General features: G+C 66.0%; 15 protein-coding genes. 8 read left to right on the top strand and 7 right to left on the bottom strand.

What is annotated here, in order from left to right:
• The first annotated feature begins 21 nt into the window (after nucleotides 1-21).
• Nucleotides 22-2,004 (top strand): alpha/beta hydrolase family protein, encoded by a 1,983-nt coding sequence (locus AC13GF_RS01655; RefSeq protein WP_483002926.1) that lies wholly within the window; start codon nucleotides 22-24, stop codon nucleotides 2,002-2,004.
• Between the two features lie 57 nt (nucleotides 2,005-2,061).
• Here AC13GF_RS01655 and AC13GF_RS01650 read toward each other — a convergent pair whose 3' ends face one another.
• Nucleotides 2,062-3,816 carry a peptide MFS transporter gene (locus AC13GF_RS01650; RefSeq protein WP_483002925.1) on the bottom strand — a complete coding sequence of 585 codons (1,755 nt, stop codon included), beginning with the start codon at nucleotides 3,814-3,816 and terminating at the stop codon, nucleotides 2,062-2,064.
• A gap of 79 nt (nucleotides 3,817-3,895) precedes the next feature.
• Nucleotides 3,896-5,044: an acetyltransferase domain-containing protein gene (locus tag AC13GF_RS01645; protein WP_483002924.1), complete on the bottom strand. Its 1,149-nt coding sequence runs from the start codon at nucleotides 5,042-5,044 to the stop codon at nucleotides 3,896-3,898.
• Between the two features lie 200 nt (nucleotides 5,045-5,244).
• Here AC13GF_RS01645 and AC13GF_RS01640 point away from each other — a divergent pair, with 200 nt between their 5' ends.
• The 3 genes from AC13GF_RS01640 to AC13GF_RS01630 all read left to right on the top strand — a co-directional run bounded on the left by AC13GF_RS01640 (nucleotide 5,245) and on the right by AC13GF_RS01630 (nucleotide 10,883).
• Nucleotides 5,245-7,209, top strand: coding sequence for an OPT family oligopeptide transporter (locus AC13GF_RS01640; protein ID WP_483002922.1), 1,965 nt, complete (start codon nucleotides 5,245-5,247; stop codon nucleotides 7,207-7,209).
• Between the two features lie 234 nt (nucleotides 7,210-7,443).
• Nucleotides 7,444-9,522, top strand: coding sequence for a S9 family peptidase (locus AC13GF_RS01635; protein ID WP_483002920.1), 2,079 nt, complete (start codon nucleotides 7,444-7,446; stop codon nucleotides 9,520-9,522).
• Nucleotides 9,523-9,653: 131 nt separating this feature from the next.
• Nucleotides 9,654-10,883 (top strand): DUF819 family protein, encoded by a 1,230-nt coding sequence (locus AC13GF_RS01630; RefSeq protein WP_126927895.1) that lies wholly within the window; start codon nucleotides 9,654-9,656, stop codon nucleotides 10,881-10,883.
• A gap of 36 nt (nucleotides 10,884-10,919) precedes the next feature.
• Here AC13GF_RS01630 and AC13GF_RS01625 read toward each other — a convergent pair whose 3' ends face one another.
• The 5 genes from AC13GF_RS01625 to AC13GF_RS01605 are packed head-to-tail and all read right to left on the bottom strand — an operon-like array spanning nucleotide 10,920 to nucleotide 13,943.
• A complete protein-coding gene (locus tag AC13GF_RS01625; protein WP_049422782.1) occupies nucleotides 10,920-11,399 on the bottom strand; it encodes a hypothetical protein in 480 nt (159 codons plus the stop codon).
• Nucleotides 11,400-11,445: 46 nt separating this feature from the next.
• A complete protein-coding gene (gene minE / locus AC13GF_RS01620; protein WP_004148073.1) occupies nucleotides 11,446-11,706 on the bottom strand; it encodes a cell division topological specificity factor MinE in 261 nt (86 codons plus the stop codon).
• 2 nt (nucleotides 11,707-11,708) lie between these two features.
• Nucleotides 11,709-12,518: a septum site-determining protein MinD gene (gene minD, locus AC13GF_RS01615; protein ID WP_010483375.1), complete on the bottom strand. Its 810-nt coding sequence runs from the start codon at nucleotides 12,516-12,518 to the stop codon at nucleotides 11,709-11,711.
• 37 nt (nucleotides 12,519-12,555) lie between these two features.
• Nucleotides 12,556-13,401 carry a septum site-determining protein MinC gene (gene minC / locus AC13GF_RS01610; RefSeq protein WP_483002918.1) on the bottom strand — a complete coding sequence of 282 codons (846 nt, stop codon included), beginning with the start codon at nucleotides 13,399-13,401 and terminating at the stop codon, nucleotides 12,556-12,558.
• Nucleotides 13,347-13,943 (bottom strand): GNAT family N-acetyltransferase, encoded by a 597-nt coding sequence (locus tag AC13GF_RS01605; RefSeq protein ID WP_126927897.1) that lies wholly within the window; start codon nucleotides 13,941-13,943, stop codon nucleotides 13,347-13,349. The genes minC and AC13GF_RS01605 overlap by 55 nt, the downstream gene beginning before the upstream one ends.
• A 153-nt stretch (nucleotides 13,944-14,096) precedes the next feature.
• Here AC13GF_RS01605 and AC13GF_RS01600 point away from each other — a divergent pair, with 153 nt between their 5' ends.
• From AC13GF_RS01600 to AC13GF_RS01585, 4 genes are all read left to right on the top strand, one after another.
• A complete protein-coding gene (locus tag AC13GF_RS01600; RefSeq protein WP_126927898.1) occupies nucleotides 14,097-15,299 on the top strand; it encodes a sensor histidine kinase in 1,203 nt (400 codons plus the stop codon).
• Nucleotides 15,299-15,940, top strand: a complete 642-nt coding sequence (locus AC13GF_RS01595) for a response regulator (protein ID WP_006424175.1) — start codon at nucleotides 15,299-15,301, stop codon at nucleotides 15,938-15,940. Before AC13GF_RS01600 ends, AC13GF_RS01595 begins: the two co-directional genes overlap by 1 nt.
• Before the next feature lie 234 nt (nucleotides 15,941-16,174).
• Nucleotides 16,175-17,248, top strand: a complete 1,074-nt coding sequence (locus AC13GF_RS01590; protein WP_126927899.1) for a polyketide cyclase — start codon at nucleotides 16,175-16,177, stop codon at nucleotides 17,246-17,248.
• Between the two features lie 103 nt (nucleotides 17,249-17,351).
• Entirely contained in the window at nucleotides 17,352-17,723 is a 372-nt protein-coding gene (locus AC13GF_RS01585; RefSeq protein ID WP_019659313.1) for a DUF423 domain-containing protein, read from the top strand.
• The last annotated feature ends 342 nt before the right edge of the window (nucleotides 17,724-18,065 follow it).

Raw genomic sequence — 18,065 nt, 5'->3', positions numbered from 1 at the left:
CCGGCTTTCCATGGGGGATGGATGCGCAGGATTGTGCTGGCTGTATTGTTGGGGGCGGTTGTGGGCGGAGCATCGGCCGCAACGCTGGACCTGGATCGCTATCTGCGGCAGGAGTCGTTTACCGACATCAAGATTTCGCCGGGGGGCGAGTACATCGCCGCGACGGTTCCGCTGGAAGCGGGAACCGCCTTGGCGATCTACCGCATAACCGACATGAAGATGGTCGGCAGCTTCCGCCCGCCCCGCAACGATCACGCGCACACCTTCGACTGGGTCAGCAACGAGCGGCTGCTGGTGGGCATGGCACAGAAGTTCGGCGTGCTGGACCGGCCGACGCCGACCGGCGAACTGTTCGGTATCAATGCCAACGGCAAGGGCGGCGAGCTGCTGGTGGGGTACCGGGTTGCAGACCAGAGCCTGGGCACCAACATCAAGGTCAAGCCGGCCGGCCTGGTGGCCGCGTACCTCAGTGATGAGCTCAAGGACGACGATCGCAACGCACTGGTGACGGTGATTCCGTTGGTCGGCAGTTCGCATGCACAGGTCGAGCGCATGGATGTGATCACCGGTCGCCGCAACGCGGTGGCACGGGCCCCCATTCCCGATGCGGACTTCACGATCGATGAGCAGGGCGAGGTGCGTTTCGCACGCGCTGTCGTTACCGATGGCACGCAGAAGCTCTACTACCGCACAGGCAGCAACAGCGACTGGATCCTGCTCAACGATGAATCCCTGAGCAAGCACATCGAGCTGCCCCTCGGCTTCTCGGCCGACGGTCGCCTGGCGTACCTGCAGGTCGAGCAGGCAGAGGGACCTGATGCCATTGTCAGCTGGGACCCCCAGAGCAATGAACGACGCACCGTGCTGCGCGATGAGAGCGCCGACCCGGCGCGCATCATCCGGCGCCCCGGCAGCCGTGTGCCGGTCGGGGCACTGTTCCTTGGCAGTGCGCCGCGAACGGCATTCTTCGATGACGCCTCGGATGAAGCTCGCCTTTACCGCAGCCTCGAAGCGGGCCTGGGCGGAGCGGTCTACATCACCTCCAGCACGCGCGATGGCAAGACGGTGCTGGCGGAAACCTGGTCAGGCAGCAATCCGGGCGATTTCTATCTCTATGACACGGTTGGCAAGAGTGCACGGCACCTGATCAGCCGCAGCGACTGGATCGACCCCGCGCTGGCGGCGGAAGTGCGCCCGATCAGCCTGAAGGCGCGTGATGGGCGTCCGCTGCATGGCTTCCTTACCGTCCCGCATGGCCGCGAGGCCCGTGCGCTGCCGATGGTGGTGGTGCCGCACGGAGGTCCGATCGGTGTTGCCGACGATGGCGCCTATGACACCGAGGCACAGATGCTGGCGGCGGCAGGTTACGCGGTATTGCAGGTGAATTTCCGCGGCTCTTCCGGCTATGGCCGGGCCCATATGCAGGCCGCGCGCAAGCAATGGGGACTGTCGATGCAGGATGACGTCACCGATGCCACGCGCTGGGCGGTCGAACAGGGCGTGGCCGACAAGAACCGCATCTGCATCTACGGGGCCAGTTACGGTGCCTATGCGGCAATGATGGGGGCGGTGCGCGAACCGGGCCTGTACCAGTGCGCGGCCGGCTACGTCGGCATCTACGACCTGCCGTTGATGTACGCGCGCGGAGACATCCAGAGCGATGAGTCAGGCCTGACCTACCTGCGCAACTGGCTGGGATCGCCCAAGGATCTGGCAGAGCGTTCCCCGGTGAATCTGGCCGCGCAGGTGCGGGTGCCGGTGTTCCTGGCCGCGGGTGGCCAGGACCAGCGTGCGCCGATCGTGCACAGCGAACGCATGGAAGCTGCGTTGAAGAAGGCCGGCTCGCCAGTGGAAACCCTGTACGTCAAGAACGAAGGCCATGGTTTCTATTCTCCTGCCAACCAACGTACGTACTACAGCAGGTTGCTGGCCTTCCTCTCGCGCAGCCTGGGGGGACAAGTGGCCGGGCAGGCAGTGCCTGCGGAAAAGAGCAGCGCGCCCTGAACAAGCCGAGGGCGGCGGATGATCGATCCGCCGCCCCGGATTTCGCCAGCACCGGGCTTACTTGACCCCGTGCATCATCTTCTTCAGCAGCGGCGCGGCAATGAAGGCGGCCAGCGCACAGCCCAGGCCGATCCACATCAGCAGCCAGAACAGGTGCGCATAGGCACCGGCGGCGGCCACCATGTCCAACGATTCGCCCTCCGGCACCTCGATCGCGGCCAGCTTGCCGAACAGCGCGGCCAGCGTTTCCGAGAACGCGGTGGCCAGGAACCAGGTGCCCATCATCAGGCTCATCACCCGCGGCACGGCCAGCTGGGTCACCGCCGACAGGCCCACCGGCGACAGGCACATCTCGCCGCTGGCCAGCAGGAAGTAGGCCAGCACCAGCCACCACACGCTGGCCATCTCGCCAGTAGCGCCGACCTGCTGCGCGGCCAGTGCCAGCGGCACGAACGACAGCGCGCCGATCACCAGGCCCCAGGCGGATTTGACCGGCTTGCCCGGCTCCCAGCCGCGGCGGTCCATCCACGTCCACAGCGCGGCAAAGGCCGGTGCCAGCAGCACCAGGAACAGGCCGCCGAGGTAGGTCAGCGAGCCGGCGGTCTGCGGAATCACCAGGCAGTCGCGCACCAGCAGCACCAGCATCAGCACGACGATGGCGGCGAAGAACGTGCGCGGCGCAGCCGAACCCGGGCGCCGTTCGGACAAGCGCGCGCTGACCACGAAGCCCAGCGGTGCCAGCAGCAGCGAGATGATCGACCACGGCAGCGGGGTACCGCCGGAGATCACCAGCGAGGGCACGATGTCCTTGGTCAGCAGGCGGTCGGTGAAGGTCACCCACGAGCCGTAGGACTGCTCGTACAGGGTGAAGAACACCAGCGCCATGAAGATCAGCACCATCAGCGCGATCATCTGCTGGCGCTGCACCGGCGTGCACTTGCTGCCGGTGAACCAGGCGAACCAGACCAGCACGCCGCCCAGCACCACCAGCATCAGCATCAGTGCCAGGCTGATTTCACCGCCCAGCGCGAACGCGCCGTTGCCGGCTGCCCACATCAGCCACGCCACCGGCAGCACACCGAGCACCGCGCACAGATAGATGAGCCATTCGCGCGGCAGGCCCAGCACCTTCTGCTTCAACGCCGCCGGTTGTGGCGGCTCGGCGTGGCCCTGCAGGTACTTCTGGCCCCACAGGAACATGGCCAGGCCGGCCAGCATGCCGATGCCGGCCGCACCGAAACCGTACTTCCAGCCGTAGGCCTCGCCGAGGAAGCCACACACCAGCGAAGAGAACAGCGCGCCGAGGTTGATGCCGGCGTAGAACAGCGAGAAGCCCGAGTCGCGACGTGGGTCATCCTTGGCGTACAGCTTGCCGACGATGGTGGAGATGTTCGGCTTCAGGAAGCCGACGCCCATGATGATCAGCGCCAGCGACAGGTAGGTCACCGCCAGCGCCGAGGTGTCGCGCACCACTTCGCCATTCACCCGGTACGCGGCGTGGCCCTCGAAGGCCATGCCGAGGTGGCCGAGTACCAGCAGGATGCCGCCGAACAGCACCGCCCGGCGCATGCCCAGCCAGCGGTCGGCCAGCATGCCGCCGAACACCGGGATGCAGTACACCAGGCCACCGTAGGCACCGAGCAGGTCCAGGCCGGCCTTGTCGCCGAACAGGTGGTACTTGGTCAGGTACAGCAGCAGCAGCGCCTTCATGCCGTAGAAGGAGAAGCGCTCCCACATTTCGGTGAAGAAGCAGACGTAAACGCCCTTGGGATGGCCCAGGAAGTCGTCGGAAGCGATAGCGGTGGAATTCATCGCGGAATTATATGCCTGTGGCCCGATCCGCTTTCAGTAGATCCACGCCGTGCGTGGATTGCCGGACTGGCCTGGGCGATCACAGGTACCGCAACCACGCCAGGTCACGCCTTCGCGCCTTGAACCGCGCGAACGCCCGCGTCGGCGGGTACAGCGCCACCGCCAGCGCACAGGCCACCAGCAGCAGGCCGGCCACCGAATCCAGTGCGTACAGATCACCGTGTGTCGGCCCCCAGATCGCCAGCGCGCCCAGGTACAGCCCCTTCAGCACATACAGGTGCAGCAGGTAGAAGAACATCGGCGCGGCGCCGATATCGGCCAGCGGGCGCAGCGCACGCGCCAGTGGCGGCCATTCGTACAGGCGCAGCAGCAACAGCCCCACGCCCAGGGTCACCAGCAGGAACTGCAGCGACGGCGGGTACTTGGTGATGTTGAGCACGCTCATCCAGGTGCGCAGCGCGCTGGTCTGGTACTGCCACGGTGCATCCCCATACTGGTTGGCAAACCGCAGCAGCGCGAACAGTGCCAGCGCGCCGACGCCTGCCCACAGCAGCCAGTGCTGGCGTTGCGCCGGGTCGCGGCCGCGGGCGAACCACGGCCCCATCAGGTAGCCCAGCGCGATCACCCCGATCCACGGCAGCACCGGGTAGGAAGTGCGCAGGCGCAGCGCGCCGGCCTCGATCCAGTCGCGCTGGTGCAGCACTTTCCACAGCATCGCCAGCGGGCCGTGGCCTTCCACTCGCACGCCGTCCAACAGGTTGTGCCCGGCCACCACCGCGACTGCCAGCACCAGCAGCGCCGGGCGCGGCAGCCACAGCAGGCCAGCCAGCGCGATCATGCTCAGCCCGATGGCCCAGATCACCTGCAGGTACAGCGTGTCCGGCGGCAGCTGGAAGGTCCAGGCGAAATTCACCAGGGTCAGTTCCAGCACGACCAGGAACAGCCCGCGCTTGAGCAGGAAGGCGGCCGTGGCCCGGCGCGGATCCGCCTGGCGCTGGCCATACAGCCAGGCCGACAGGCCGGTCAACAGGACGAACACGGGTGCGCACAGGTGGGCCAGCAGACGGCAGGCGAACAGCGCAGGGGAGACCGTCGCCGCGTCCATCGGGTCGCTCACCTGGTGCTGCAGGAAGAAGGTCTCGCGCACGTGGTCCAGCAGCATCAACAGCATTACTGTGCCGCGCAGCTGGTCGATGGAGGCCAGGCGAGGGGAGGGGGAAGGGGGCATGCGATGCAGTAACAACAAGTCATCATTAAGATATAACATATCATTTGCTGCGCGCCCAGCCGGACTTTGCCGGGTCGGTCGATTGCCGGTCCACGTACTGGCCCATTGCGCTGCAGCACACGCCCCCATCCTTTGGCACGCTGGACTTGATCTGCCCTGAACGCTAGCGTGGCAGGGATTTTTTGCCAGCAGGGGCTTCCATGAACCACGACGCTGCGCCCAAGCAGCTCACCTTCCGCGCAGTGGCCCTGGCCATCGTGCTGGCGGTGGTGCTGTCGGCGGCCAACGCCTATCTCGGTCTGTTCGCAGGCCTGACCATCGCCACCGCCATTCCCGCCGCGGTGATTTCCATGGGCGTGCTGCGCCTGCTGGGCGGTGGCTCCATCCTTGAAAACAACATCGTGCAGACCGGTGCCTCGGCCGGCTCGTCGATCGCCGCCGGTGTGATCTTCACCATCCCGGCGCTGGTCATCATGGGCTACTGGCCGGACTTCAAGTACTGGTGGGTGCTGGGCATCGCCGGTCTCGGCGGCCTGCTGGGCGTGCTGTTCTCGGTGCCGCTGCGCCGTTCGATGATCGTCGAAGACCCGCTTCCGTTCCCGGAAGGCAAGGCTGCGGCCGAAGTGCTCAAGGCCGGTGAGAACCCGGGCCCGGGCCTGAAGATCCTCGGCCTGTCGGCGGTGATCGGTGCCTTCGTCAAGCTGGCCGCGGAAAGCGGCATGCGCCTGATTCCCGATGCCTGGGCCACCTCGGCCTACGTCGGCAGCTCCAAGGTCACCGCCTTCATCGGTACCAATCTGTCGCCGGCACTGCTGGGCGTGGGCTACATCGTCGGCCTCAACGTCGGCATCGTGGTGGTGTCCGGCTCGATCCTGACCTGGCACATCGCTATTCCGATCTACCAGGCGTTCTTCATGAACACCGATCCGGCACTGGCCGCGTCGGTTGCCGCAGCTTCGTCCACCGAAGCCGCGTTCGCCATCTGGGGCGCGAAGATGCGTTACCTGGGCGTCGGCGCAATGCTGATCGGCGGCATCTGGACCCTGATCTCGCTGCGCAAGTCGCTGCTCAACGGCGTCAAGAGTGGCTTTGCCGCCGCCCGCAAGAGCGGTGGCCCGGTGCTGGCGCACACCGAACGCGACCTGCCGATGAAGTGGATGCTGGTGGCCCTGGTGGTCTTTGTGCTGCCGCTGCTGGCCCTGTACCAGGCCATCGTCGGCCAGTGGCACGTGTCGATCCCGATGACCATCATCATGATCGTCGCCGGCTTCCTGTTCGTGTCGGTCTCGGCCTACCTGGCCGGCCTGATCGGCTCGTCCAACAACCCGGTCTCGGGCATCACCATCTCCACCATCCTGTTCGCCTCGGCCGTGCTGGTCGTGCTGCTGGGCGCCGACGGTCTCAAGCCGGTCGGTGCCGGCGGTGCGCCGCTGGGCGCAGTGGCTGCGATCATGATCGGTGCGGTGGTGTGCTGCGCCGCCGCGGTCGGCGGTGACAACCTGCAGGACCTCAAGGCCGGTTACATCGTGGGTGCCACCCCGTGGAAGCAGCAGCTGATGCTGGGCATCGGTGCGTTCTCGTGCGCGCTGATCATGGCCCCGGTGCTGAACCTGCTGGCCACCGCCTACGGCATCGGCGTGAAGTCCGAGCTGCACCCGAACGCGTTGGCTGCGCCGCAGGCCAACCTGATGGCCTCGGTGGCCAAGGGCCTGTTCGGTGGCGAACTGCCGTGGACCTTCATCGGCATCGGTGCCGTGGTTGGTGCCGCCATCATTGCCTTCGACAGCTGGCTGAAGTCGCGCAACTCACGCTTCCGCGTGCCGGTGCTGGCCGCCGCCATCGGCATCTACCTGCCGCTGGAGCTGATGGTGCCGATCTTCCTCGGCGGCCTGATCGCCCACCTGGTCGAGCGCTTCCACAAGGTGCGCGCCGATGACGAAGAAGGCCGCGACCGCGTGCACAAGCCGGGCGTGCTGTTCGCCGCGGGCCTGATCACCGGCGAGGCGCTGATGGGCATCGCCATCGCGATTCCGATCGTGGTCAGCAGCCGCGCCGATGTGCTGGCCGTGCCGTTCCACCTGCCGGGCGCACAGTGGATCGGCCTGGCCGTGCTGTTCCTGGTCGGCTGGCTGATCTACCGCACGGGCAAGTACACCAAGGCGTAAGGGGGGCTCTGCCCCTGGGTTCAATGGGTAGTGCCGGCCGCTGGCCGGCAATCCCGGAATCCCGTGATACCCCTGGTTGCCGGCCAGCGGCCGGCACTACCACAAACCCCGCTTCGGCGGGGTTTGCATTTTCTGGCGGGGCCCCGCGCGCCACCGGCAGCCATGACCGATGGCCTTGGCAGCCCCGGCCGCACGGGCCTACCATCGGTTTTTTGCCGTCCTGCGGAGACCCCGATGAAACTGCGTCATGCCCTGCTGCCACTAAGCCTGCTGGCTGCCCTGCCCAGCGTTGCCGCTGCCCGTGGCCTGGAAGTCCGCGACATGGTGGCCATGGACCGCGTCTCCGCACCGGTACTGACCGCTGACGGCGGCACCGTGGTGTTCGCCAAGCGCAGCGTGGACGCCAACCTGAAGGCCTCCACCGCGCTGTTCGCACGCAACCTGCGCACCCGCGATGCGGCGCCGCCGAAGCAGATCACCCCGGCCGGCTGGAACGTCAATTCCGCTTCGCTGTCGGCCGATGGCCAGACCGTGTACTTCCTCAGCGCCAAGAACGGCAGCCAGCAGCTGTACGCGCAGCCGATCAGCGGCGGTGCTCCGCGCCAGCTGACCGACTTCCCGGTCGACGTGGACAGCTACCACGTGTCGCCGCAGGACGACCGCGTGCTGTTCAGCGCCGGCGTGTTCCAGGCCTGTGCCTCGGACCTGGCCTGCACCGAAAAGAAGCTGAAGGACGTGGCTGGCGCCAAGGCCAGCGGCAAGGTCTTCGATTCGCTGTTCGTGCGCCACTGGGACACCTGGAACGACGGCCGCCGCAACACCCTGTTCGTCGCTCCGCTGCCGGCAGCCAAGGCCGGTGCGGTCAAGGGCGCCTCGGCGCTGAGCGCGACCATCGATGGCGATGCGCCGTCCAAGCCGTTCGGCGGCAATGATGACTTCGCGTGGTCGCCGGACGGCGCCAGCGTGGTGGCCAGCATCCGCGTGGCCGGCAAGCAGGAGCCGTGGTCGACCAACTTCGACCTGTACCGTTTCGACGCTGCGGGCAAGCAGGCGCCGGTCAACCTGACCGCCTCCAACCCGGCCTGGGATGCCGGCCCGGTGTTCAGTGCCGACGGCAAGACCCTGTTCTACCGTGCGATGAAGCGCCCGGGCTTCGAAGCCGATCGCTTCGGCCTGATGGCGATGGACCTGGCCAGCGGCAAGACCCGCGAGATTGCCCCGCAGTGGGATCGCTCGGCTGGCGGCATCACCCTGTCCGCCGACGGCGCCAGCATCTACACCACCGCCGATGACCTCGGCGAACACCCGCTGTTCCAGATCGACGTGGCCAGCGGCAAGGCCACCAAGCTGATCGGCGACGGCAGCGTGACCTCGGTGGATGTGGCCGGCAACAGCGTGGCGATCACCCGCAACAGCCTGAAGAGCAACGACCAGGTGCTGGTCGGCCTGCTGCCGGCCGCGGGCGAAGCCATCGGCGAGCTGCGCGCGCTGACCCCCGCCGCCGGTGACGTGCTGAAGGACGTCAGTTTCGGCGACTACGAGCAGTTCGAATTCAAGGGCTGGAACAACGACACCGTGCATGGCTATGTGGTCAAGCCGCACAACTACCAGGAAGGCAAGTCGTACCCGGTCGCGTTCCTGATCCACGGCGGCCCGCAGGGCAGCTTCGGCAACGGCTGGAGCTACCGCTGGAACCCGCAGACCTACGCGGGCCAGGGCTACGCCGTGGTGATGATCGACTTCCACGGTTCCACCGGCTACGGCCAGGCCTTCACCGATGCGATCAGCCAGCACTGGGGCGACCGCCCGCTGGAAGACCTGCAGAAAGGCTGGGACGCGGCGCTGAAGAAGTATTCCTTCCTCAACGGTGACAAGGCCTGTGCGCTGGGCGCCAGCTACGGCGGCTTCATGGTCAACTGGATCGCCGGCAACTGGAACAGCCCGTTCAAGTGCCTGGTCAACCACGATGGCGTGTTCGACCAGCGCATGATGGGCTACGCCACCGAAGAGCTGTGGTTCACCGAGTGGGAGCAGGGCGGTACGCCGTACCAGAAGGCCGCGAACTACGAGAAGTTCAACCCGGTCAACCACGTGGCGGACTGGAAGAAGCCGATCCTGGTCATCCACGGCCAGCAGGACTTCCGCATTCCGGTCGAGCAGGGCCTGGCCGCGTTCACCGCTGCCCAGCGCCAGGGCATCGAATCGAAGTTCCTGTATTTCCCGGATGAAAACCACTGGGTGCTGAAGCCGAACAACAGCATCCTGTGGCATGACACCGTCAATGCCTGGCTGAAGCAGCACATCGGCAACTGATGACTGCAGCGCCGCCCTTCGGGGCGGCGCTTTTGTTTACTGGTAGTGCCGGCCGCTGGCCGGCAACCACATGCTGCTTCCCACCCATACCGGATTGCCGGCCAGCGGCCGGCACTACCCAGAGCACCTGCATGATCCAGAACGACATCGTCGTCTTCGGTTTGATCGCCGCCACCCTGGGCGCCGTGTTCTGGACCGCCTCGCGCGAGCAGGGCCTGTGGAAGCGCTTCTACACCTTCGTGCCAGCGCTGCTGCTGTGCTACCTGATTCCCGGCATCTACAACACCGTCGGCCTGATCGATGGCCAGAACACCAAGCTCTACAACCCGATCGCACGCGACATCCTGCTGCCGGCAGCGCTGATCCTGCTGACCCTGGCGGTGGACATCAAGGGCATCCTGCGGCTGGGCCCGAAGCTGGTGCTGATGTACCTGGGTGCCTCGGCCAGCATCATGCTCGGTGCGGTGGTGGCCTTCCTGGTGATGCGCGCGCTGCATCCGGAAACCGTGGCCGGTGATACCTGGGCCGGCATGGCCGCGTTGGCGGGCAGCTGGATCGGCGGCGGTGCCAACATGCTGGCGATGCGCGAAGTATTCGATGTCAACGCCACCACGTTCGGCCAGTTCGCGGTGGTCGATGTCGGCGTGGGTTATGTATGGATGGCGGCACTGATCTTCCTGGCCGGGCGCGCAGCGAAGATCGATGCGCGCAGTGGCGCCGATACTTCGGCCATCGATGAACTGAAGGAGCGCATCGCGCGCTTCCAGGCCGAGCACGAGCGCATTCCCAGCCTCACCGACCTGATGCTGATCGTGGCGGTGGCTTTCGGCGGCGTGGGTCTGTCGCACGCGATCGGTGCGCCGCTGGCGGCATGGTTCAAGGCCAATGTCAGCTGGGCCTCGCAGTTCAGCCTGGACGCGCCGTTCGTGTGGGTAGTGGTGTTGTCGACCACGCTGGGCCTGAGCCTGAGCTTCACCCGTGCACGCACGCTGGAAGGCGCGGGCGCCTCGCGGCTGGGCTCGCTACTGCTGTACTTCCTGATTGCCTGCATCGGCATGCAGATGGATCTGCTGGCGCTGCTGGACCGCCCGTGGCTGTTCCTGCTCGGCCTGATCTGGATTGCCGTGCACATCGTGCTGTTGTGGTGCCTGGGCAAGCTGCTGAAGGTGCCGTTCTTCTATTTCGCGATCGGTTCGCAGTCGAACATCGGCGGCCCGGCCTCGGCGCCGGTGGTGGCGGCCGCATTCCATCCGGCGTTGGCGCCGGTGGGCGTGCTGCTGGGTACGATGGGCTATGCCACCGGCACCTACCTGGCCTACATCGTTGGCATCACCCTGCGCGCGCTGGCCGGGCAGGGGTGATGGGGTAGTGCCGGCCAGCGGCCGGCACTACCGGCTTCACGCCACCGGCAATCCGCGTTCGATCAACCACGCCTTCGCGTCTTCGGCGTCCTGCTCGAACCACGCCTGTGTCGACCCCAGCCGATACGTATACCCCCAGGCATCCATGTCGGCCATCAACCGCGCACTGCCAACACCAGGCAGCTGCCCGGCCAGCACGATCTGCAGGTAGCAGGTGGCATCTTCCTCGGCCACCGAGTCGGTGGCGTCGGTATGCACCTGCGCACGCCGCTCCGGCGGCAGCACGATCAGGTGGCAGGCTTCGTGCAGCATCGAATGCACGGGGGTGTCGTCGCGCACATACACGTTGCTGGCGATGATGCCGGCCTCGGGCTCGCCCCAGTAGCTGCCGGGAATCGGTTCACCGGCCGCGACGTGGTGCAGCTGCAGGCCATGCGCGGCGAGCAGGCACTGCGCATCGGCGAAGGCGATGTCGCCCACGCAGGTGATGTCCACGGCGGTTGTCGTATCGGTCATGCGGGTCAGGCAGCCCCGCCCATGCAGGCACGGGCGGGGCAGGAGATCAGGGTTTGTCCGGGCCTTCAGGCAGCGCCACGGAGATGTCCAGCACGTCGTGCTGGCCATCCTTCACCAGGTCGACCTTCACCGCGTCGACGTCGATGTTCACGTACTTCTTGATCACTTCCAGCAGCTCGCGCTGCAGCAGCGGCAGGTAGTCCGGGCCGCCGCGGTTGCTGCGTTCCTGCGCGATGATGATCTGCAGGCGGTTCTTGGCGGTTTCGGCGGTGGTCTTCTTCGCTTTGAGGAAATCAAACAGGCCCATGCTTACCCTCCGAACAGCTTGCTGAAGAAGCCCTTCTTCTCGACGTTGGTGAAGCGCATCGGGCGCTCTTCGCCGAGGATGCGCGCGACGGCGTCGTCGTAGGCCTGGCCGGCAGCGGACTCGACATCCAGGATGACCGGCTCGCCCTTGTTGGAGGCGTTGAGCACGTCACCCGACTCGGGGATCACGCCGATCGCCTTCAGGCCGAGCACTTCCTCGACGTCGGCGATGCTGAGCATCTCGCCGCTTTCCACGCGCAGCGGGGTGTAGCGGGTCAGCAGCAGGAAGGCCGGCACGTCCTGGCCGGACTCGGCCTTGTGGGTCTTCGAATCGAGCAGGCCGATGATGCGGTCCGAGTCGCGCACCGACGACACTTCCGGGTTCACCACCACCACGGCGCGGTCGGCGAAGTACATCGCCAGGAAGGCGCCCTTCTCGATGCCGGCCGGGGAGTCGCAGATGATGTAATCGAAGCCGTCGGCGGCCAGGTCCTTCAGGACCTTGCCCACGCCTTCCTGGGTCAGTGCGTCCTTGTCGCGGGTCTGCGAGGCGGCCAGCACGTACAGGTTCTCGAAGCGCTTGTCCTTGATCAGGGCCTGCTTGAGGGTCGCTTCGCCGTGCACGACGTTGACGAAGTCGTACACCACGCGGCGTTCGCAGCCCATGATGAGGTCGAGGTTGCGCAGGCCGACGTCGAAGTCGATCACCGCCACCTTCTTGCCGCGCCGTGCCAGGCCGCAGGCCAGGCTCGCGCTGGAAGTGGTCTTGCCGACGCCGCCCTTGCCGGAGGTGACTACGATGATTTCAGCCAAAGGACTTCTCCTGGTTCTGCATGAGTTTGGGGCTGCGTCAGTCCAGCGCAGCGATCTTGATCTGGTCCTGTTCCAGCCACACCTGCACGGCCTTGCCGCGCAGGTTGTCCGGGACATCGTCCAGTACCTTGTAGTGGCCTGCAATGGCCACCAGTTCCGCATGGAAATCACGGCAGAAAATGCGTGCCGCGGTGTTGCCCTGGGCCCCTGCCAGCGCGCGGCCGCGCAGGGTGCCGTAGATATGGATGCTGCCGTCGGCGATGACTTCGGCGCCGGCTCCGACGGTGGCCATCACGGTCAGGTCGCAGTTTTCAGCGTACAGCTGCTGGCCCGAACGCACGTTGCCCAGCTGCATGCGGCCCGGCTGCGGTGCGGCAGCGTCGGCGACCTTGGCCACCGGCGTGGCCGGCGCCGGCTTCGGTTCGGCACGGGCCGCGCGACGCGGTTCCGGCGCGGGCGGCGGCGGGGCCGGTTCGGCCTCGGCACGCTCGTACTGGGCGCGGAACTTGGCCAGCAGCGGGAGCCCGAGCTGCTGCGAGAGCAGGTCGACCGCGCTGGTGCCATAGGCCAGCGCCACCGGCAGCACGCCGGCGCTGCGCAGGCCATCGACCAGCGCCTGCGCGGTGGCCACGTCCGGCACCTGGCTCAGGCCGCCGAAGTCGAGGATCACCGCGGCGCGGCCGAACAGCTTCGGCGCACGGGTGACGCGTTCGCGCATTTCCTGCACGAGGCGTTCGACATCAAGGGTACGGATGCGCAGGTTGGCGATGCCCACCTGGCCGATCTTCAGTTCACCGGCCTGTTCGTAATCGAAATTCACCGCCACGCTCAGGTCCCCGTCGGCCGCTGTGCCTGCGCCGGCAGATGCCGGGCACGTGTCCATGCCACATCCGGCAGCTTGCCGCCGTAGGTCTCCAGGACCCACGGGTAGCTGCACAGTTCCTTGGCCAGCATGCTGGCGCGCACATCGACCTGCGGCATGGTGTTCTGGCCCAGCTCGCGGAAGCCGAAGCTGCCGTGGAAGAGCAGGGCGGCATCGGCACCATGGTCGAGGAAGACTTCGCAGGTCATCTGCGGGTAGCGCAGCTCGGCGAAGCTCTGCGCGTCGGCATAGAACGCACGGCCGACGCCACCGCCACGACGGCGGCTGGCGACCACGATGCGGTCGATATAGAAGAACGGGGTGTCCAGCTGCTGCTTGAACCAGGCGAAGTTGCTGCTGTCGTGCTGGCTGTCGCTGCCGAAGCCGATCAGGAAGCCGGCCAGGTTGCCGTCGCGCTCGGCGACGCGGAAATACTCAGCGGTTTCATAGAACAGGCGCAGGCGGGCCGCATCCAGGGGAAGGATGGCCAGGCCAGCGTTGTTGTTCAAAGCCAGGACGGAATCGAGCTCGTGCTCGCGCACGTCGCGGATGACAATCGACATTGTGACTCCGTGGGGTAACGCGGTTGGTCCGTCAAATTGGACCCTGCGCACGATTATTGCATGCCCGGGGTGGGCTGCGGCATGAACAGGGGACCGCAGATGCATGACTTCCGTGGGAGTGCGCGACGCAGGCCGGGCCCGTAGAGTGCTGGCATGTTGGGAGTCCTCAGCCATACCCGCGTCCTCCGTCTGGCCGGCCTGTTTACCTGGGTCATGGTCGGCCTGCCACTGGCGTACTCGCAGTTCGAGAACCTGCACAGCCGCAGCGATATGGGCAGCTGGGCGATCCTGCTGTTCGTCGCCTACCTGTCCTTCGGCGCGGCGTACTACTGGCTGACCCGCCTGCTGCGCAGCGACAGCGACAGTCACACCACCTGGCTGGACCGCGGCCTGCTGCTGCTGCTGACGGTTTCGGCGCTGGGCGTCAGCTACCTCAGTGGTTCCGGCCTTGGCAGCATCCTGATGATGGTGGCTGCCGGCGTCATTCCGTGGATGCTGTCGGCGCGCCTGTGCGTGCTGTGGCTGCTGGTCAGCCAGTTGGCGGTGGCCCCGGTCTATTACATGCTGCTGAACTTCCCGCTGTTCGAAGCGGTGATGCAATCGCTGCTGTATGGCGGCTTTTCCATGTTCATCTTCGTGACCAGCCTTGTCGCGCGGCAGCAGACCCAGGCCCGCGACGAGCAGCGCAGGCTCAATTCGGAGCTGCGCGCCACCCGCGCCCTGCTGGCCGAAAGCGCCCGGGTCAATGAGCGAACCCGCATTTCGCGTGAACTGCATGATCTTCTGGGGCATCAGCTGACCGCGCTGACCCTGAACCTGGAAGTGGCCGGCCATCTGGCCGAGGGCCAGGCGCTGGACCACGTGAAGCGCTCGCACGCCCTGGCCAAGCTGCTGCTGGGCAACGTGCGCGAGGTGGTCAGCCAGTTGCGTGAGACCGGCGCCATCGATCTGGCCGCGGCGCTGCGCCCACTGACCGAGAATGTGCCTTCGCTGGACATCCAGCTGGACATCGAGGATCCGCTGAACGTGGAGGACCCGCAGCGGGCCCACGTGCTGCTGCGCTGTACCCAGGAGATCATCACCAACGCGGTGCGCCACGCCGGTGCCCGCCACCTGTGGATCAAGGTGTACCGTGAAGCCCCCGACCGGGTGGTGGTGGAGGCCCGCGACGACGGTGTCGGCGCGGATATGGTCAATGTGGGCAATGGCTTGCGCGGCATGCGCGAGCGCCTGCAACAATGTGGTGGCCAGCTGCAGGTCGAAACCCGTCCCGGTGAAGGTTTCCGGCTGCGGGCGACGGTGCCGGCAACGGTGCTGGTGGCCGCCCTTACCAAGGTTCCTGAAGGAGTGCGTTGATGATTCGCGTCTGCCTGGTCGACGACCAAACCCTGGTGCGGCAGGGAATCCGCTCCCTGCTGGCGCTCGACGACGGTATCGAGGTGGTGGCCGAGGCCGGCGATGGCCGGCAGGCGGTCGAGCTGATACCGCAGGTGCGCCCCGACGTGGTGCTGATGGACATGCGCATGCCGGTGATGTCCGGGCTGGAGGCGCTGCAGGTGCTGTCGCGCCAGGAGCAGCTGCCGCCGACCATCATCCTCACCACCTTTGATGACGACCAGCTGGTGCTGGCCGGGCTCAAGGCCGGAGCCAAGGGCTACCTGCTCAAGGACGTGACCCTGGCGCAGCTGGTCGGTGCCATCCGCACCGTGGCCGATGGCGGTTCGCTGGTTCAGCCGGCCGTGACCCAGCGGCTGCTGTCCGGCCTGGAGCACATGCGCAACGAGTTCGTCAGCCTGGACCGCCCGGACCCGTTGACCGACCGCGAGACCGAGATCCTGCGCCTGATGGCCAGTGGCTTCTCCAACAAGGAGATCGCCAATTCGCTGGGTGTGGCCGAAGGCACCATCAAGAACCACGTGTCCAACATCCTGTCCAAGCTGGGCGTGCGCGACCGTACGCGCGCCGTACTGAAGGCGTTCGAACTCCAGCTGGTCTGAGGAAAACCTATTCAGGACAATGACTTGAGGTCCAGTCATGGCCCTCGGGTGGGGTTGCCCCCTACTTCACGGGTATCGGTATGCGGTACCCTTCGAATTCTTTGTCCATACAAATACGCAGCCGGCAGGGAAACCGGTGCGCCAATCCCGATAAACAATGCCCGCGAAGCCTGCTAGGATTGGCGCTTCGCTTCAATCAACCCGGCCGTGGGATCGGCCCCGGAGACTCTCTGAATGACCCGTATTATCGAGTTCCTGATCGCCTTGGGGATCGTGGCTGGCCTGTTCGTCATCATTGGCGTATGTCTGCCGGGCGAGCGTCACATCACCGAAAGCATCGAGACCAACCGCAAGATGACGATCGTGTACGACACGGTCAGCAGCCTGCGCCGCTTCAAGGACTGGAACCCGCTGGTACTGCGCGATCCCGCCGTTGAACTGAAGCTGTCCGGCCCGGCCTCCGGCGTCGGTGCCACTCTCGACTTCACCTCCAAGGACCTGGGCACCGGTTCCTGGAAGATCACCGAAGCCGAAGAGAACAAGCGTGTTGCGATCGCCATCGATGACGCCACCAAGGGTCACGACAAGATCACCACCTTCACGCTGGAGCCGACCGGCAAGGGTGGCCGCAACGTCAAGATCACCCAGGACTACTCGGTGAAGTACGGCTTCGACCTGTTCGGTCGTTATGCAGGCCTGTATGTCAGCCGCCAGATCGGCGACGACATCAAGATGGGTCTGTCGCGTATGGCCAACATGCTGGCCAGCGTCCCGAACGTGGACTACCGCACCCCGGAAGCCCCGCTGACCGATCTGGCCATCGTCAATGTGCCGGCTGAAGACCTGCTGGTCGTCAACGCCGGTAACGTGGACCGCGGTCAGGACACGATCACCAAGTCCATCAAGGACAACCAGGAGTGGATCAAGCGCGTGATGGAGGCCAATGGCCTTGAAGCCGCCGGTCCGTTCCGCATCATCACCACTGACTTCGGTCAGGAAAAGTACGCCTTCGACATCGCCCAGCCGGTGAAGAAGAAGGGTGCTGAAGGTGCCACCGCTGAAGAGCTGACCGTCAAGATCGACGGCGGCGCTCCGGTCAAGTACGTGCACGTGGCTCCGCACCGTTCGGCGCATGCCGCCTACACCGGCCACATGGCGGGTCTGGACGTGGCCCGCAACGGCCTGCGTGCCTGGGCTGTGACCAACGGTTCGGAAGTGATCGACCGCCCGTACGAAACCTGGAAGGACGGTCTGGACAAGTCGTTCACCCCGGAAGCGACCTACGACATCTACTGGGCCGTCAAGTAAGCCTCGGCTGACCCATGTAGTGTTGGACACGAAAACGCGCCGCTCATTGCGGCGCGTTTTTTTTCATCTGGCGCCCGGCAAGGGCGCTGCGCAAGGAGCCCACATGTTCAATCTCGAACGTCGCGCGCGTAAGCCTTCGCTGCTGGCCTGCCTGGGTGCGCTGCTGGCCGCCGCCTCGATCGGCCTGTCGGCCTATGCCTCACACGGCGTGGCCGACCCGCTGGCGCAGCAGCATCTGAACATGGCGGCGCTGTATGCGTTCGCGCATGGCGCGGTACTGGTGGCGCTTGGCCCGCGCGCGCAGGGAGCGATCGCGCACCTGGCGCTGTACGTGCTGCTGCTGGGGGTGCTGCTGTTTTCCGGCAGCCTGGTGGGCGGTGCGTTGTGGCAGTGGCCGACGCGGATGGCGCCGATCGGTGGCACCAGCATGATGGCCGGATGGGTGTTGCTGGCGATCAATGCGTTGAGGCGGTGACTGAGTCGACGTAGTTGCTTCGATCCATGCTGATGCGATCTGCACCGTTCATGGGCGTTACTTTTCTTTTCGCGCGAAAAGAAAAGTAACCAAAAGAAACGCGCCGCCGGCCGCGAGCCGGTGCTGCGCACCGGTCCCCTGCGCTCCTCGGCCCGTCGAGGGACGGTGCGGAAAGCAGCCGAGCATGGCTCGGCTCTACAGAATCGCAAGCACCTCTTCGCCTTCGCCGGACCTGCGGTGCTCGGCTCGCTTGAAGGCGGCCCCAACAGCCGCGTGCTGATCCGTTATAGAGGCTTCAAGCGCAGCGACCCGCTTCTGTCTTTGCTCTTTTGTTCCATTCCG

The sequence above is a fragment of the Stenotrophomonas sp. 22LJNL06-5-1 genome, from assembly GCF_056861455.1.
The sequence above is the reverse complement of the archived record's forward strand: the minus strand, read 5'-3'. Positions and strand labels throughout refer to the sequence as shown.

Excerpts from the sequence above, each read along its gene's own strand:
- AC13GF_RS01655 (WP_483002926.1), top strand. The coding sequence starts at position 22 with ATGCGCAGGATTGTGCTGGCTGTATTGTTGGGGGCGGTTGTGGGCGGA.
- AC13GF_RS01650 (WP_483002925.1), bottom strand. The coding sequence starts at position 3,816 with ATGAATTCCACCGCTATCGCTTCCGACGACTTCCTGGGCCATCCCAAG.
- AC13GF_RS01645 (WP_483002924.1), bottom strand. The coding sequence starts at position 5,044 with ATGCCCCCTTCCCCCTCCCCTCGCCTGGCCTCCATCGACCAGCTGCGC.
- AC13GF_RS01640 (WP_483002922.1), top strand. The coding sequence starts at position 5,245 with ATGAACCACGACGCTGCGCCCAAGCAGCTCACCTTCCGCGCAGTGGCC.
- AC13GF_RS01635 (WP_483002920.1), top strand. The coding sequence starts at position 7,444 with ATGAAACTGCGTCATGCCCTGCTGCCACTAAGCCTGCTGGCTGCCCTG.
- AC13GF_RS01630 (WP_126927895.1), top strand. The coding sequence starts at position 9,654 with ATGATCCAGAACGACATCGTCGTCTTCGGTTTGATCGCCGCCACCCTG.
- AC13GF_RS01625 (WP_049422782.1), bottom strand. The coding sequence starts at position 11,399 with ATGACCGATACGACAACCGCCGTGGACATCACCTGCGTGGGCGACATC.
- minE (WP_004148073.1), bottom strand. The coding sequence starts at position 11,706 with ATGGGCCTGTTTGATTTCCTCAAAGCGAAGAAGACCACCGCCGAAACC.
- minC (WP_483002918.1), bottom strand. The coding sequence starts at position 13,401 with ATGGACACGTGCCCGGCATCTGCCGGCGCAGGCACAGCGGCCGACGGG.
- AC13GF_RS01605 (WP_126927897.1), bottom strand. The coding sequence starts at position 13,943 with ATGTCGATTGTCATCCGCGACGTGCGCGAGCACGAGCTCGATTCCGTC.
- AC13GF_RS01600 (WP_126927898.1), top strand. The coding sequence starts at position 14,097 with ATGTTGGGAGTCCTCAGCCATACCCGCGTCCTCCGTCTGGCCGGCCTG.
- AC13GF_RS01595 (WP_006424175.1), top strand. The coding sequence starts at position 15,299 with ATGATTCGCGTCTGCCTGGTCGACGACCAAACCCTGGTGCGGCAGGGA.
- AC13GF_RS01590 (WP_126927899.1), top strand. The coding sequence starts at position 16,175 with ATGACCCGTATTATCGAGTTCCTGATCGCCTTGGGGATCGTGGCTGGC.
- AC13GF_RS01585 (WP_019659313.1), top strand. The coding sequence starts at position 17,352 with ATGTTCAATCTCGAACGTCGCGCGCGTAAGCCTTCGCTGCTGGCCTGC.